The organism is Mycobacterium sp. MS1601 (genome assembly GCF_001984215.1).
Classification (GTDB): Bacteria; Actinomycetota; Actinomycetes; order Mycobacteriales; family Mycobacteriaceae; genus Mycobacterium.
On sequence record NZ_CP019420.1, the window covers coordinates 3,118,259 to 3,132,673 of the forward strand.

General features: G+C 67.3%; 14 protein-coding genes. 7 read left to right on the top strand and 7 right to left on the bottom strand.

From position 1 onward, the window contains the following. Nucleotides 1-67: 67 nt before the first annotated feature. The 4 genes from BVC93_RS15230 to BVC93_RS15245 all read left to right on the top strand — a co-directional run bounded on the left by BVC93_RS15230 (nt 68) and on the right by BVC93_RS15245 (nt 3,138). Entirely contained in the window at nt 68-550 is a 483-nt protein-coding gene (locus BVC93_RS15230; RefSeq protein WP_083738196.1) for a hemophore, read from the top strand. A gap of 128 nt (nt 551-678) precedes the next feature. Beyond that, on the top strand, nt 679-1,044 hold the full coding sequence (locus BVC93_RS15235; RefSeq protein ID WP_083738197.1) for a heme-binding protein: 366 nt from the start codon (nt 679-681) through the stop codon (nt 1,042-1,044). Between the two features lie 46 nt (nt 1,045-1,090). Then, the gene (locus BVC93_RS15240; protein ID WP_157517234.1) at nt 1,091-1,768 is read left to right on the top strand and encodes a response regulator transcription factor; all 678 of its coding nucleotides are present in this window, start codon (nt 1,091-1,093) and stop codon (nt 1,766-1,768) included. A 41-nt stretch (nt 1,769-1,809) separates the two neighbouring features. Then, the gene (locus BVC93_RS15245) at nt 1,810-3,138 is read left to right on the top strand and encodes a sensor histidine kinase (protein WP_083741076.1); all 1,329 of its coding nucleotides are present in this window, start codon (nt 1,810-1,812) and stop codon (nt 3,136-3,138) included. Here BVC93_RS15245 and BVC93_RS15250 read toward each other — a convergent pair. The 4 genes from BVC93_RS15250 to BVC93_RS15260 are packed head-to-tail and all read right to left on the bottom strand — an operon-like array spanning nt 3,091 to nt 5,751. Beyond that, the gene (locus BVC93_RS15250; RefSeq protein WP_083738199.1) at nt 3,091-3,465 is read right to left on the bottom strand and encodes a DUF3054 domain-containing protein; all 375 of its coding nucleotides are present in this window, start codon (nt 3,463-3,465) and stop codon (nt 3,091-3,093) included. The genes BVC93_RS15245 and BVC93_RS15250 overlap by 48 nt on opposite strands. Continuing rightward, a complete protein-coding gene (locus BVC93_RS15255; protein ID WP_335583136.1) occupies nt 3,462-4,298 on the bottom strand; it encodes a M23 family metallopeptidase in 837 nt (278 codons plus the stop codon). The genes BVC93_RS15250 and BVC93_RS15255 overlap by 4 nt, the downstream gene beginning before the upstream one ends. After that, entirely contained in the window at nt 4,253-4,657 is a 405-nt protein-coding gene (locus BVC93_RS34625) for a hypothetical protein (RefSeq protein ID WP_335583137.1), read from the bottom strand. The genes BVC93_RS15255 and BVC93_RS34625 overlap by 46 nt, the downstream gene beginning before the upstream one ends. Then, nucleotides 4,657-5,751, bottom strand: a complete 1,095-nt coding sequence (locus BVC93_RS15260; protein ID WP_083738200.1) for a lysylphosphatidylglycerol synthase transmembrane domain-containing protein — start codon at nt 5,749-5,751, stop codon at nt 4,657-4,659. The genes BVC93_RS34625 and BVC93_RS15260 overlap by 1 nt, the downstream gene beginning before the upstream one ends. Nucleotides 5,752-5,830: 79 nt before the next feature. On the opposite strand from BVC93_RS15260, the gene BVC93_RS15265 reads away from it, so the two are divergent. Then, nucleotides 5,831-6,976, top strand: coding sequence for an AI-2E family transporter (locus BVC93_RS15265; protein ID WP_083738201.1), 1,146 nt, complete (start codon nt 5,831-5,833; stop codon nt 6,974-6,976). An 89-nt stretch (nt 6,977-7,065) separates the two neighbouring features. Here BVC93_RS15265 and BVC93_RS15270 read toward each other — a convergent pair whose 3' ends face one another. The 3 genes from BVC93_RS15270 to trmB form a co-directional block, all read right to left on the bottom strand. Continuing rightward, the gene (locus BVC93_RS15270) at nt 7,066-10,257 is read right to left on the bottom strand and encodes an MMPL family transporter (RefSeq protein WP_236950371.1); all 3,192 of its coding nucleotides are present in this window, start codon (nt 10,255-10,257) and stop codon (nt 7,066-7,068) included. A 62-nt stretch (nt 10,258-10,319) separates the two neighbouring features. After that, a complete protein-coding gene (locus tag BVC93_RS15275) occupies nt 10,320-11,000 on the bottom strand; it encodes an NYN domain-containing protein (protein WP_157516938.1) in 681 nt (226 codons plus the stop codon). Next, nucleotides 10,997-11,773: a tRNA (guanosine(46)-N7)-methyltransferase TrmB gene (trmB, locus tag BVC93_RS15280; RefSeq protein ID WP_442929055.1), complete on the bottom strand. Its 777-nt coding sequence runs from the start codon at nt 11,771-11,773 to the stop codon at nt 10,997-10,999. The genes BVC93_RS15275 and trmB overlap by 4 nt, the downstream gene beginning before the upstream one ends. Before the next feature lie 142 nt (nt 11,774-11,915). Between trmB and BVC93_RS15285 the strand changes: the two genes are divergently transcribed. Together BVC93_RS15285 and BVC93_RS15290 are read left to right on the top strand one after the other, a co-directional pair. Further along, nucleotides 11,916-12,836 carry a hypothetical protein gene (locus BVC93_RS15285; protein ID WP_083738203.1) on the top strand — a complete coding sequence of 307 codons (921 nt, stop codon included), beginning with the start codon at nt 11,916-11,918 and terminating at the stop codon, nt 12,834-12,836. Then, the gene (locus BVC93_RS15290) at nt 12,833-14,248 is read left to right on the top strand and encodes a hypothetical protein (RefSeq protein WP_236950372.1); all 1,416 of its coding nucleotides are present in this window, start codon (nt 12,833-12,835) and stop codon (nt 14,246-14,248) included. The genes BVC93_RS15285 and BVC93_RS15290 overlap by 4 nt, the downstream gene beginning before the upstream one ends. The last annotated feature ends 167 nt before the right edge of the window (nt 14,249-14,415 follow it).

The window sequence follows — 14,415 nt, forward strand, 5'->3', positions numbered from 1 at the left end:
TATCTCTGGTGGATGTAGACGAGGTCGGGGAACCTTGGACCGAAGTCGAACTGTCAGGAGTGCCCCAATGGCCTTCACGAAGACCGCCGCCATCACCCTGCTCGCCGGCGTCAGCGGCGTGGCCGCCGCGATCCTGGCCGCGCCTGCGGCCGTGGCCGCCCCGGATCCCTGCGCGGCCAGCCAGATCGCCAGAACCGTGGGTTCCGTCGGCACCAACACCGGCATCTACCTCGAAGCCAATCCCGAGACCAACGATGTGCTGACCATGCTGGCCGCCCAGCCCGCCGGACCCAACTCGATCGCGGCGCTGAAGCTGTACTTCGAACGGGATCCGCAAGCTGCCAAGGATCTGCAGGCCATCCAGACGCCGTTGACGTCGCTGAGCACCAAGTGCAAGCTGCCGATCTCGTTGCCGCAGGTCCTGAGCCTGATGCAGGCCGCGCAGGGCGCCGATCTCCCCGCGGCGGTGCCCGACGCGGCCAACGCCGTCATCGGAGGCCGTGCTGCCGCGCCGGTGTTGCCCGTCGGCACCGGCAACGGGTTGCGCTGAGGCTCGGGGCTGGCCTGTCGCTGGACGACGCAACCACGGTAGTGTGCCCACAACCCAGGAAACTGGGCACGGAATCTGATTAGCTTTGCAGGTCAGAATCACGGACCCCTCTTCAAAGGAGCCCATCAATGTTGCTCACAGCCCGTCGCACGGTTGTCGGAGTTGTAGGAGCCGGAGCGATGCTGCTTGCCGTCGCCCCCGCGGCGTTCGCCGAGCCGGTGCCGCCGCCCAACTGCACCGCCGCCGACCTTGCCGGCGTCGCCTCCGGGGTGTCAGCAGCCACCTCTGCCTACCTCTTCACCCACCCGGATGTGAACAACTTCTTCACCAGCATGCACGGCCTGCCGCATGAGGAAATCGGTCCCAAGGTGGAGGAGTACTTCGCCGCCAACCCGGTTGTCGCAGGCGAACTGACCAACATCCGTAAGCCCATTCAGGACATCCGGCTCCGCTGCGGTGACACCGATGGGGACGGCGACGTCGACATCCTCTAGGGTGCCGGCCGCAACCGAATCGCCCGTCAAGGGGACGGCGGGCCATATGGTGCTGATGGTCGACGACGATCCGGATGTGCGCACCTCGGTAGCCCGGGGCCTGCGCCATTCGGGGTTCGACGTCAGGGTGGCGGCCACTGGTAAGGAAGCGCTGCGGCTGCTTTCCAACGAAACGCATGACGCGCTGGTTCTCGACGTCCAGATGCCCGAGCTCGACGGGGTGGCCGTGGTGACCGCACTGCGCGCACTGGGCAATGACATCCCGATCTGTGTGTTGTCGGCCCGCGACACGGTCAACGACCGGATTGCCGGGCTCGAAGCGGGCGCCGACGACTACCTGACCAAACCCTTCGACCTCGGCGAGCTGGTGGCCAGGCTGCACGCACTACTGCGCCGCCGCGCCGCCTCCGAGGAACGCTCCGACGCCATGACGGTGGGCCCGCTGACCATCGACACCGCCCGTCGGCTGGTGTTCGTGGCGGGTGAGCGGGTGGAGCTGACCAAACGGGAGTTCGACCTGCTGGCGGTGCTCGCGGAGAACGCCGGAGTGGTGTTGTCCCGCCAGCGTCTGCTGGAGCTGGTCTGGGGCTATGACTTCGACGTCGACACCAACGTCGCCGACGTCTTCATCAGTTATCTTCGGCGCAAACTCGAACGCGACGGCGTGCCGCGGGTGATCCACACCGTGCGCGGGATCGGGTACGTGCTGCGGGACGACTCTTGAGTGTGACGGCCGACCCGGACGCCGCCACAGGATCGCTCTCGTTGTGGCGCCGGTTCACCTACCGGGTGTCGCTGCGCACCCGGGTCGCCCTGGCCGCCGGTATCGCCTCGGCGGCCGTGGTGGCAGTCCTGGCCATCCTGACGTCGGTGGTACTGGCCAACAACGACGAGGCTCAACTCGACCGCCGTCTCGACTCCATCGTCGACGCCAGCATGTACCCCGACCAGGTCCAGGACCCGCGCCGCGGCGTCCTGACCACCGGGCGCGCCAGGGCAGGCGGAGACGTGGTGTTCCAGCGCGGTTTTCAGCTCCCCGCGCTGCCGGAGGGCACCGAGACCGTGACCGTCAACGGCGTCGACTACCGGGTGCGGACCGTCCGACTCAAACAACAGGGTGTCGACGTCCTGATGTCCATCGGTATCCGGGCCGACAGCATCCTGCTGTCCAGCCAACGCATCCCGCTCTACATCCTGGTGGGTGTGGTGGCGGTGCTGTTCGCCGGCGGTCTCGGCTGGTTCCTGGCCGGCGCGGCCACCCGCCCGCTGCGCAAGCTGACCGAGCAGACCCGCCAGCTCGGCGACGGCGGCGTCGAGCAGATCATCCCGGTGCACGGCACCAAGGAGGCCGAGGATTTGTCCGAGGCCATGGTCGGCATGCTCAAACGACTGGCCGCCGCGCAGCAGTCCACTACCAATTCCCTGCAGGCCGCCCAGGATTTCGCCGCCAACGCCGCCCATGAGCTGCGCACCCCGCTGACCGCGATGCGTGCGGACCTGGACACCCTGCGCATCCACGACCTGCCCGCCGACGAACGTGCCGAAGTGGTCGCGGACCTCTCCCGTGCGCAGCGCCGGGTGGAAGCGACCATCACCGCGTTGGGACAACTGGCCTCCGGTCAGCTGGCCCAGACCGCCGATGTCGAGGTGATCGATGTCGAAGAACTGCTTGACCGGGTGGCCAGAGAGAACAGCCGTTCGACGGTGACGGCCGAGATCAGCGTCGAATGTGACGGCGCCGGAACCATTTTGGGCTGGCCCACCGGCCTGCGGCTGGCGGTGGACAACCTGGTGCGTAACGCCCTGACACACGGGCATGCCACCCGTATCGCGCTGTCGGCCGGCAGGCGCGGCGACTCCATGGTGATCGTGGTCGACGACAACGGCCGCGGGCTGCCGGTCGAGGAGCACACCGCTGTGTTGCAGCGTTTCTCCCGTGGCAGTACCGCCGAGGTGGGCGGTTCCGGACTCGGGCTCGCGCTGGTGGAGCAGCAGGCGCTGTTGCACGGCGGCACCATCGAACTGTCCGACGGCCCCCTGGGCGGGTTACGCGCGACGTTGACCGTCGCGGTGGCTCCACCGGCCGAACAGTAAGCGCCAGCCCAGCAGAAAGGCGGCGGTCACCGACGAGGCCACCACGATGAAGCTGGCGGCCACCGGGGCCGCGGTGAGCTTGCGCAGCACCATGCCCACCAGCACCGTGCAGACCCAGACGACCAGGCCCGTTGGCGTCACCGCTGCCGGCTTGCGCCAGCCGCGGCTGAGCACCCAGCCCACGGCGGTTCCGGTGAGGAACGGCCAGGTGGTGGTGGCGATGCCTTTGACCGTCAGCCCCTCGGCGTGGCTGCGTCTGCCGATGGTGCAGAAGGTGACCACGGCTGCGGTGTCGGCGGCAATTGCTACTGCTGTGTCAGATTTCATTGTCCGACAGAATAATTCATGATGTCGAGCTCCAGCGGGCTGACCTCGGATTCGTCCCTGGCGGCAAACCCCGTCTGCAGCGGAGCCGGCTTGCCGGTGAACAACACGTCGAGGCCCGCTGTCGACGCCATCCGCTGGGTCAGCCCGAAATTGTTGATCACGAACGGCAATCCGTTGGCCATCAGCGGATCCGGGCCGTCCATCACATGGAAGTGCAGGTGCGGCGCGTCGCTGTTGCCGGTGTTGCCCAGTTCGGCGAACGGTTGGCCGACGGCCAGATCGTCGCCGGGTTTGACCGTGATGGTGCCTGGCTGCAGATGCGCGTAGAAGGCGTAGTTGCCGTCGCCGAGGTCCTGGACCACGTGGTTGCCGCCGTACTCGTTCAACGGCAAACCTTTCGGCGTCTTGGTCGGCACCTGCTCGGGCAGACCATCCACCACCGCCACCACCTTTCCGTCACCGACGGCGTGGATCTGCGCCCCGAAGTAGGCGTAGCTCTCCGGGGTGGTGGCGCTACCCGAGTACAGCCTGAAGTCATCTCGCAACTGCACGTAGTCGATGGCGAATCGTTCTGCGGCGTATAGCTTTCCGTTGATCGGGTTGAGCGCCGTCCGGTGTGCGGACATGCTGCAGCAACCGTCACCGTTGAGCCAGTTCGGGCCGTCCAACGGCGGCGCGATCGACACCGGCTTGCGGGTCGAGACACTCACCGGGGCCACCGGCTGAGTCAGGGTCGCAGGCACCAGCCCCGGAATCGGCTTGGCCACCGCCAGATCCACGGAATGGGTCAGCTCCGCAGGGATCTCGGCGCCGGCATCCAGCACGACGTCCATCCAGACCGCGATGGTCTGCCCGGGCTTGACCACATCGGTGGGCTTGGCTGCCTCCCGAACGCCCGGGTCCAGAACGCCAGGTCATCACCGGTCAGGGTGGCCAGGGTCTGGTCGCCCGAACGCGCCGACAGAGAGGTCATGGTGACATCTGAGCCCAGGGTGTTGCTCAGCGTCAGCTCGTAGGCCAGATGGACGCGGCCGTCGGTGGCCGGGGTTGCGATCGGCTCGGCCACCGCCGAGCCGATCAGCGGTGTCAGCATCGGCGCCGGGCCTGTTTCGGCGGGTGGGCTCGGTTCGGAGTCCGAGGCGCAACCTGCCAGCGCCAACACCAACACTGAGGTCAACACCATGATGCGCATCAACGGTCCTCGTTCTGCTGCGGATCCTCGGTGTCCGGGGCTGCGGCAGCGGCCTCCACGTCGGGATCGATCTGGCTTTCGGTGCGGAACATGAAGAAGAACACCACCCAGCCGATCGCGGCGATGAAGATCCAGCTGACCAGCCGGTAGATCAACATTGCCGAGATGGCGGCGGGCAGCGTCATGCCACTGGACACCAGGCCGGGCACCAGCACAGCCTCCACCACCAACAACCCGCCCGGCATCAGCGGGATGGACCCGACTGCGCGCGCCGCGGCGTAGGCGACGGTGAGGCCGGCCAGCGAGGGGTGCCCGCCGGCGGCATAGGCGGCGAAGGCCAGGCACGCGACGTCGGCGATCCAGTTGAACAACGACCAGCTGAACGCCGTGCCCAGGGTGCGCCGGCTCATGCTCACCGACTCCAACTGCGCCAGGATTGCACGCCACTTGGTCACCCCGGTCTCGGCCGGCTTGTTGCGCAACTGGTTGAACCAGGACAGCACGCGCACCGCGATACCGTCGAGCAGTTCGGGCCGCGACACCACCGCCTGGGCGAGCAGCAGCAGGACGACGAAGCCGCCGAGGGTGAACAGTAGTGAGAACGGATTGTTCTTGGCGCCCAACAGGAATGCGCCGCCGAGGCCCAGCAGCGCCAGCCCCACCACCTGGAGTGCACCCGACATCACCAGCTGCCAGGACGCCACCACCGGGGATGCTCCCCAGATCCGCTGCTGGCGGTAGATGAAGGTGGCCGAGAGCACCGGACCGCCGGGCAGCGTGGTGGACAACGAGTTGCCCGCATAGAACGCCGCCTCCGAGCGCCACTGCCGCACCGTCACCCCGGCCGATTTCAGCAGGGTGCGTTGGATCTGGGCGAAGCTGTGCATCGACAGCATGGCCGCGGCGACGGCCGCCAGCACCCACCACCAGTTGGCGTCGAGCAGGCTGCGCCAGGCCTTGGCCAGCTGGTCCCACACCAGTGCGGCCTCCACCGCCAGCACGACCACCACGACAGCCAGCACCGCCCAGCGAACCCACCAGTACTTCCCGCGGGTCGCCTCCTGCGATTGGGTGGACTGCGCGTCGGAGGACACGCCAATCAGACTAACGGCGCAGGGTAGTGGGTTCGCCGCGTTGCCGCACGGCGCGCCCTGAGCCCGTTACAGTGACCGAATGCTGCCACCTGGGGCCGAGGACGCATCGGTCACACCGCTGGTCCGCAAAGCCGCCGCGTGGTCGTGGCGGCTTCTTGTGCTGTTCGGTGCGCTCATGGCGGTGCTGTGGGTGATCAAAGAACTCCTGGTTCTGGTGGTCCCGGTGGCGCTGGCCACCATGCTCGCGGCCCTGCTGATGCCGTTGGTGGACTGGCTGGACCGTCGCGGCGCGCCGCGTGGGGGAGCAGTGGCGCTGGTGCTGCTGAGCAGTTTCGCCATTCTGGGTGGGCTCCTGACGTTCGTGGTCAGCCAATTCGCGTCCGGTCTGCCGCAGTTGGTCAACGAGGTCACCCGAAGCATCGACAGCGCCCGCACCTGGCTCATCGAGGGCCCTGCGCACCTGAGCCGCGACCAGATCGACAACTTCGGCAACTCGGCCATCGAAGCTGTGCGCAACAACCAGGAGCGGTTGACCAGCGGTGCGCTGTCCACCGCAGCGACGGTCACCGAGATCGTCACCGGCGCATTGCTGGTGTTCTTCACGCTGATCTTCTTGCTGCACGGCGGCCGCAACATCTGGGCGTTCGTCACCAGGATCTTCCCGAGCACCGTCCGGCAACGGGTCAGTGAAGCGGGACGGGCCGGTTTCCACTCGTTGATCGGCTACATCCGGGCCACCTTCCTGGTGGCGCTCGTCGACGCCATCGGCATCGGCACGGGGCTGGCCATCATGGGGATCCCGCTGGCGCTGCCGCTGGCGTCGCTGGTGTTCCTCGGCGCGTTCATTCCGTTGGTCGGTGCCGTCATCACCGGGTTCCTCGCCGTGGTGGTGGCACTGCTGGCCAAGGGCGTCGTCTACGCGCTGATCACCTTCGGCCTGATCATCGCGGTCCAGCAGCTCGAAGCACATGTGCTCCAGCCGTTGGTGATGGGTCGCGCGGTATCCATCCATCCGTTGGCCGTGGTGCTCGGCATCGCAGGTGGTGGTGTCATGGCGGGCATCGTCGGCGCACTGCTGGCGGTACCCACCATCGCGTTCGTCAACAGCGCCATTCGCGTGCTGCTGGCGGAGGACCCGGACGCCGAAGCGGCCAGGATGGAAGCCGATGACGGTCCCATCGTGGACGCCGAACCCGACGAAGTGCCGGATTCTCGGCGCCAGTAGTCAGAGCTTCCTACCCTCGCGACGGAGCAGGTCCTGGGCGCTGACCCCGCCGCCGCGACGCCGCTTCTCCTCGGATTCGCCGCGGGCGTTCATCTTCTCCGTGGCGGCATCGGCATCCCGCGGCTTCGACACCGGGATGGCCCGGGTGGCGGAGTCGTCCTCATCCTGAGGCTGCGGCTGCGGCTGAGCGGCGAAGGCCGTGGTGGCGTCCTCGGTGTTGTCGTCCCCGGAATCCGAGCCTCCGGCTTCCGGACCCATCGAACGGGTGGGCTCGGCCGACGGCGGTTGCACCGGTGGCTGCTGGCCGGTGGCACCCGGCTTACCACGCAGCTCACCGAGCCACGATTCGATCTCGCGCTCACCGGTGCCACCCTGGGGTGGCCGCGGTCGGGTGCCGGCACCGGAGACGGCGCTGCGAACAGCGTTGCGTGCCGAGGCGAACCGCGTGGTGGGAGCTTCGCTGTCACCCGGACCCGCCACCGGGGAACCGGGGGAGGAGTCGGGATACGGGTGGTGGCACCGGCCCCACCCGAGGGCAGTGCGGACCGCGGGGGAATATGACGCGGGCCGGCGGGGCCGGGATGCGTCGGGTCGTGCACAGGGCGGTTGCGCGGTGGCACGGGGGCACCCGCCCCGACGAGTTCGCGGTCGTCGTCGGTGTCCTGAGTGACGACACGCTTGCGTTCGTCGGGCAGGTGAGTCTCGCCGAGCCCGACCTTGACCTGGATCCGCTTCATCCAGCGCGGTGCCCACCAGCAGTCGTCGCCGAGCATCTTCATGATCGCGGGCACCAGGAACATACGAATCACGGTGGCATCCAACAGAAGCGCGATCAGCAGACCGAACGCCAGGTACTTCATCATCACCAGGTCGGAGAACACGAAGGCGCCGGCCACCACCGCCAAGACCAGGGCGGCGCCGGTGATCAGCCGGCCCGTGGTCGCGGTGCCGATTCGGATGGCCTCCGCTGTCGACATCCCGCGTTCGCGGGCCTCGACCATCCGGGACACCAGGAACACCTCGTAGTCGGTGGACAGACCCCAGATCACCGCGATGATCAAACCGATCATCGGCGCCATGAGGGGCTGTGGCGTGTAGTTCATCAACCCGGATCCGTGGCCGTCGACGAACATCCACGTCAGGATGCCCATCGTCGAACCGAGTGTCAGCGCACTCATCAGCGCGGCCTTGATCGGCAGCACCACCGACCCGAACGCCAGGAACATCAGGATGGTCGTGGTGACGATCAGCACCACCACCATCAGCGGCAGCTTGTCGAACAGGCTCTGGATGCTGTCCTGCTCGAGGGCGGGCGTACCACCCACCGATACCGTCACCCCCGGGGTCGGGGAGATGGACCGCAGCTCTTCGAGTTTCTGGGCGGCGTCGTTGCGGTTCTCCAGACCGTTCTGGATCACCCGGACCGACGGGTCCTTCGAGGCGCCGTCGAGGTAGGGCCGTTCGGTCCACATCTTGTCCGGATCGTTGTCCGGGTCGATGAAGCCGGGGACTTCCATGGCCTTGCTGCGCACCGCGGCGATCTGGTCGTCGGTGACCGGCTTGCCGTCGGTGCTCTGGATGACCATGGTCAGGGGCTCGGTGCGGAAGCCGGGGAAAGTGCGGTCGAACTCCTCCTGCGCCTGGCGCACGGAGTTGTCCGGCGGCAGGTACTTCTCGCTGATGCCGCCGAGAGCCAGCTGACCCAGCGGAATGATCAGCACCACCATCACGATGATGATCGGGATGGCGAACACGGCGGGCCGCTTCATCACGCGGTTGACCAGCTTGCCCCAGAAACCCTTCTCGACCTCTTGGCGGGTCTTGGTCTTCTGGGTCTTCTCGGCCAGCCAGTTGAGCCACCATTCAAACGGCTTGCGGAACCCTGGGACGTACCGCGCAATCGAGAGCAACGCGACGGCGCCGAAGATGAACACGGCGATACCGACCAGGATCCACACGATGACCGAGCTGGCGGAGCCTGAACGGTACAGCTCGTAGAGGCCGTAGCCGACCCAGGCGGCCATGCTGACGTAGCCGAGGATCAGCCCGATGAGGGCGAACTGGGCACCCTTGTCCTGGGTGCGGCGGATCTGATGGCGGGCCAGGTGGCCGGCGGCGATGCCGAGGGGCGGGAGCAGCAGGCCCAGCGGAATGGCCGCCACGGCGAAGGGGTTGGTCTTGGTGGCCGCGGGGTCCGAGTAGATGGTGTCCGGGGCGGTGAACCGCAGCAGCATCTTCACACCGAGTGCGTCGACTCGCGGACCGAGGATGGCCAATGCTGCCGCCAGGACGGTGATCGACAGGATGGCCGCCAGCATCACCGAGGCGATGATCGCGTAGGTGATGGACTTCAGGAAGCCCTGCGGGAACAGCAGCAGCGGTACCGAGGACGCCACGATGATGACTGCGGAGAACACCACCGTGCGGCCCGACGTCATCATCGTTCTTCGGATGGCCACCTCGGTGTCGTAGCCCTCGGCGATCTCCTCGCGGAACCGGCTCACGATGAACAGGCCGTAGTCGATCGCGATACCCAGACCGATCAGCGTCACCACGGGCTGGGCGAAGAAGTGCACCGGGATGAAGTCGGCGGCAAAGCGCATGATGCCCAAGGCCCCGAGGATGGTCAGGCCGCCGATGAACGCCGGCAGGAACGCGGCGACCACGGTGCCGAACACGAAGAACAGCACGACGGACACCAAGGGGATGGCTGCCACCTCGGCGCGCTGCTGGTCCTCGCCGATGGTGCCCGTGAGTTCGTTGGCCAGCGGCTGCAGGCCGGCGTACTGGACGTCGACGCCCTCGTCGCGCAACTTCAGCAGATCCGGCTGGACCAACTTGTAGTTGTTCAGGATGGTGTCGTCGTTGTCGCCCTTGAGCTGGATCGACATGAACGCGTGCTTCTTGTCCGCGTCGGACATGTTGTCCAGCAGCTCGGGGCTGCGGAAGTAACCGATCGACCGCAACACCTCGTCGGGGTGGTCTTCCTGGAGCTTGTCGAGGCTGTCGACGATCTTCTTCTGGAAGGCCGGATCCTCGACCGTCTTGCCCTCCGGCGCGGTGTAGACACCGATGATGTGTGACGAGGTGTCACGTCCATACGCCTCGTCGGCCACCACCGACGCGTGGACCGAGTCACTGCCCTCGTCGTAGAAACCGCTCTGCGTGACGTGCTGTCCCAGGCTGAATCCGTAGATGCCGCTGCCGACGCACAGTGCGACCATCACCCCGATAACCAGATACCGGAAGCGGTACACCATCCGACCCCACCAGGCGAACACGTGAGCTCCTAACCTTCACTGCAAGTTTTGGCGCGATCTCGCGCGCATGTGGCTCTGAAGTTTTAAGCCCGGGACGCCAACAACGACGACAACGGCCGGAACGGTTGCAGCCACGCTCCCTCGTCCGGAAGCGAATCCAGCCCGATTCGCGGCAACGGTTCCCGGAAAACGCCGGGAATGTCCTCCAGGTCGACGAACTCCAAGGTATCCGACGCTAGCGCCCAGCTCGCATGTTCGCGAAATCCGAGCACATGAACCGGTGTCCCGTCATCGCGGGCGATCTCCTCCAACGGCTGGCGAAAGGCCTGACCGTCGGCGGAGGCCACGATCAGCGCTGCCAGGCCCTCGCTGCGCCGCAGCGAGATGTGGTTGAGCATGTCGACGTCGACGTCACTGTCTTCGTCGACCTTGGGTTTCGCAAAAACCGCGAAGCCCACGTTGCGTAGTGCTTCCACCCAGGGCCGGACCACATCGGCGCTGCCAGGGGCGATATTGGTGAAGACGGTGGCTTCGGGTTCCAGTGTGGCGGTACCCGTGCCCGCGGAGATGTCGGCGGTGCGGCTGAGCAGCCACCGGCCCAGGGCGTCGAAACGGGGTCGGTGTGCGGCGGTTGGCCTGCCGCCGAGGATGGCGCCGAGGCCCATGTCCAGGTTGGGGGCATCCCACACCAGCAGCACCCGCTCACGGGCGGCAGCAACGGGGTTCTGGTCGAGCTGGGCCAGGTCCTCGATCTCGATGCTCACCGGCGCTCCCAGATGAGTTCGGTCACGGCGCTGCCTGCATGCTGCGCTTTGCCCTCGTATTTGGTGACGGGCCGCATGACGGAGATGGGCAATGTTGTTAGCCGGTCTGCGGGTACGCGGCGCAACAGCGGTTCGGCATCGCCGACCTCGGCGATCTGTTCTGCGTAGCCGGCGTGGTCGGTGGCGGCGTGTAGAACCCCGCCCGGGCGCAGCCGATCGGCGATCATCGCGACATTCGACGGCTGCAGGAACCGGCGTTTGTGGTGTCGTGACTTGGGCCAGGGATCCGGGAAGAAGACCCGGACACCGGTGAGCATGCCCGGGACCAGCAGATATTCCAGTACGTCAACGGCGTCGCCGCGGATCAACCGGATGTTCGGCACGTTCTCGCGGTCGATGGCCGACAGCAGCTGCGCCAGGCCGCGCTTGTAGACCTCGACGGCGATCACGTCGATGTCCGTCTCGACCCGGGCCATGGCCAGTGTCGAGGTGCCGGTACCGCAGCCGATTTCCAGTACCAGCGGTGCGGTGCGGCCGAACCAGGCTCCGGCGTCCACGAGTGGTGCAGGTTTGTCACCGAGGCGGGCCTGGGTCCCGATCTGCGGCCACAACCGGTCCCAAGCCTCTTGTTGGGATTCGGTGAGGGTGGAGCGGCGGGAGCGAAAACTGGTGATCCGAGGGTGCGGATGCCCTGGTTCCGGGCCGGTGGGTCGGGTGAACTCGTCCACCGACTCGGCTCCGCGTTGGGCACACATCGGTCCATGGTCTCTCATCTGACCGGGTGAACCTGCATCGTGGTGCGATTTGATACCCAACAGTTGCCTGAAGAGGTCACGTCACAGGAGTGTGTGGCTCTCCACAGGCCGGTCGGCAGTGGCTCGCGCCACCAGGGCCCGGATGCCACGATGGGTTCACATGAACGAAGCGGAGCAGTTCAGGGCCGCGGCCCGGCAGCGGGTGGCGGTACACGGCCGACCGGGGGTGGGCACCGGCGCGGTACTGGCGGCGCTGCGGGCGCTGGACCGGTTCGATGTCAGTGACGTCGACGTCGACGTCACCGTCCGGGTGGTGGCAGAAACCGTCAAGCCCGAGGACGTGCAGGCTGTGATGGCGGCCGCCGGGCCGGTGCTGGTGGTGCTCACCAAGGCGGACACACACCCTCTGGGGCGGGGTGGTCCCGTCGAGACCGCCCGCAGGCGGTGCGACGCGTTGGCGGAGGTCGCCGGGGCGCCGGTGGTGCCGATGGTCGGTCTGCTGGCCGTGGCCGCGCTGGATCCGTCGGTGCTCGATGACGAACTGATGCGGGCCGTGCGGACGTTGGCCGTCGAACCTGCGGATCTGAGGACGGCGGACGCTTTCCTCTCCTGTGCCCACGGGCTGCCGGTCGGTGTCCGGCGGCAGCTGATCGAGAAGCTGGATCTGTTCGGGATCGCGCATGCGGTGGTCGCGGTGCGCAACCACCCCGCGGCGACGGTCGATGACGTGCGGGCGGCGTTGCGCCGAGCCGGCGACCTGGATGTGGTGATCGACCTCATCACCGATCTGGGGGCCGAGGGCCGGTACCGCCGACTCCGGGCCGCCCTGGCCACGCTGGAACTGGCGGCCATCACCGACCGATCGGTGGCCGGTCTACTGCACTCCGATGAGGTGATACTGACCCGGATGGCGGCGGCAACGCAGGTGCTGTGTGCCGCGGGCGCACCGATCGGTCCGGTGGAGCACGTGGAACGGGCGCGGCATTGGCAGCGATATGGGCAGGGCCCGGTGTCGGCGGTGCATCGGGCCTGCGCGGCAGACCTCACCGCGGGGTCGTTGTTGCTGTGGAGCAGCCGGTGACCGACGTCGACCAGCTGATCGGCGCCCTTGCACCGGAGGTCGAGCGGCCCGCCGCCGCGCCGCGGGCCGACACCGTGCTGGTCACCGGTCCGTGGCTGGCCGGATGCACCAGTGTGGTTGCGGCCCTTCGTGATCAGCTGCCGGACAACATCGTGGTGGAGTCCGGTGAGCTCGCCGGTGAGACGCCTGCGGTGATCGTCTTCGTGGTGTCGGCCGCCGCGCCGCTCGCCGAGTCGGACTGCGCGCTGTTGGACGCTGCGGCGTCGGGGACCGACGCCGTGATCGGTGCGGTTTCCAAGGTGGACGTCCATCACCGGTGGCGCGACGTGCTCGAGCGCAACCGCGAACTGTTGGGTGGCCATCGCCGGTATCGGCGGATGCCCTGGGTGGGCGTGGCCGCCGCCCCGCAGCTCGGCGAACCGCAACTCGACGATCTGGTGACCCAGGTGCGCGGCCAGCTGGCCGACCCGACGCTGGAGCGGCGGAACAGGTTGCGGCAGTGGGAAAATGCGTTGGAAGCAGCGCGGCTGGCGCACGATGACGCTGCCGACGACCACGAGGAGGTCGCCAACCGGATCCGCGCCAAGCGTGCCGACGTGCTGAGCGAGCGTCGGGTGGATCGCTCACAACGGTCCATCGTCTTGCGCAACGCGCTGCAGCAGGCCCGCGTGCAGCTGTCCTACTTCAGTCGGAGCCGGTGTGCCTCGGTGCTCACCGAACTGCAAGAGGATGCTGCGGGGCTGCGCCGGCGGGGTATGCCGGAGTTCCCCGCCTATGTCCAACGGCGGGTCGATGAGGTGATCGGCGAGGTCGACGACGGCATCACAGCGCACTTCGCCGATGTCGCCGCAGAGCTGGAGTTGCCGGCGGTGTCGGTGCCGGCCTCCGGTTGTGCACTCGAGGTGGGTGGCCCGCCACTGCGGTCACGCACCTTGGAGACACGATTGGTGATGCTGCTCGGCGCGGGTTTCGGGCTGGGTGTCGCGGTGACGTCGAGCCGGTTGGTGGCCGATCTGGCGCCCGGGCTGACGCTGGCAGGCGCCGTCCTGGGGGCGGTGGTGGGTGTGCTGGTGACGTTGTGGGTGGTGGGCACCCGCGGCGTGCTGCAGGACAGGGCAGTGCTGGACCGTTGGGTGAGCGAGGTGATGGCCCGGGTCCGTGCGACCACCGATCAACTGGTGGCCACCCGGGTGCTGACGGCGGAGGCGGAGTTGACCGGCGCGCTGGCCGACCAGGAGGAGGCCGCCACTCGGCGGACGGCGGACCGGATCTCCGAACTCGACGCCCGACTGCGCGAGCACGCATTGGCCCGCGCTCGTGCCGCCGCGGTCCGTGATCGCACTGTGCCGGAACTGGCCCGCGCGCTCGCAGTGGTGCGGTCGGAACTCGACGCTTGTCCTACCGGTGAGTAAAGAGTGGAAAAACCAGACGAATTCGTACTGAATCGTTTCAACGAATTGGATGTCGGGCGAACTGAATCGATGAATAGCGCAGATAAGGCCAATCTGAATCGTTCCTGTGAGTCAATGGACATACTCTCGGTTTACGCCGGGTATGTCACCGGGGTTAACCTCTAGAA

Coding starts and splice junctions, on each gene's coding strand:
- BVC93_RS15235 (WP_083738197.1), top strand. CDS start 679: ATGTTGCTCACAGCCCGTCGCACGGTTGTCGGAGTTGTAGGAGCCGGA.
- BVC93_RS15265 (WP_083738201.1), top strand. CDS start 5,831: ATGCTGCCACCTGGGGCCGAGGACGCATCGGTCACACCGCTGGTCCGC.
- BVC93_RS15240 (WP_157517234.1), top strand. CDS start 1,091: ATGGTGCTGATGGTCGACGACGATCCGGATGTGCGCACCTCGGTAGCC.
- BVC93_RS15255 (WP_335583136.1), bottom strand. CDS start 4,298: ATGGACGTCGTGCTGGATGCCGGCGCCGAGATCCCTGCGGAGCTGACC.
- BVC93_RS15285 (WP_083738203.1), top strand. CDS start 11,916: ATGAACGAAGCGGAGCAGTTCAGGGCCGCGGCCCGGCAGCGGGTGGCG.
- BVC93_RS15250 (WP_083738199.1), bottom strand. CDS start 3,465: ATGAAATCTGACACAGCAGTAGCAATTGCCGCCGACACCGCAGCCGTG.
- trmB (WP_442929055.1), bottom strand. CDS start 11,773: ATGAGAGACCATGGACCGATGTGTGCCCAACGCGGAGCCGAGTCGGTG.
- BVC93_RS15230 (WP_083738196.1), top strand. CDS start 68: ATGGCCTTCACGAAGACCGCCGCCATCACCCTGCTCGCCGGCGTCAGC.
- BVC93_RS34625 (WP_335583137.1), bottom strand. CDS start 4,657: ATGCGCATCATGGTGTTGACCTCAGTGTTGGTGTTGGCGCTGGCAGGT.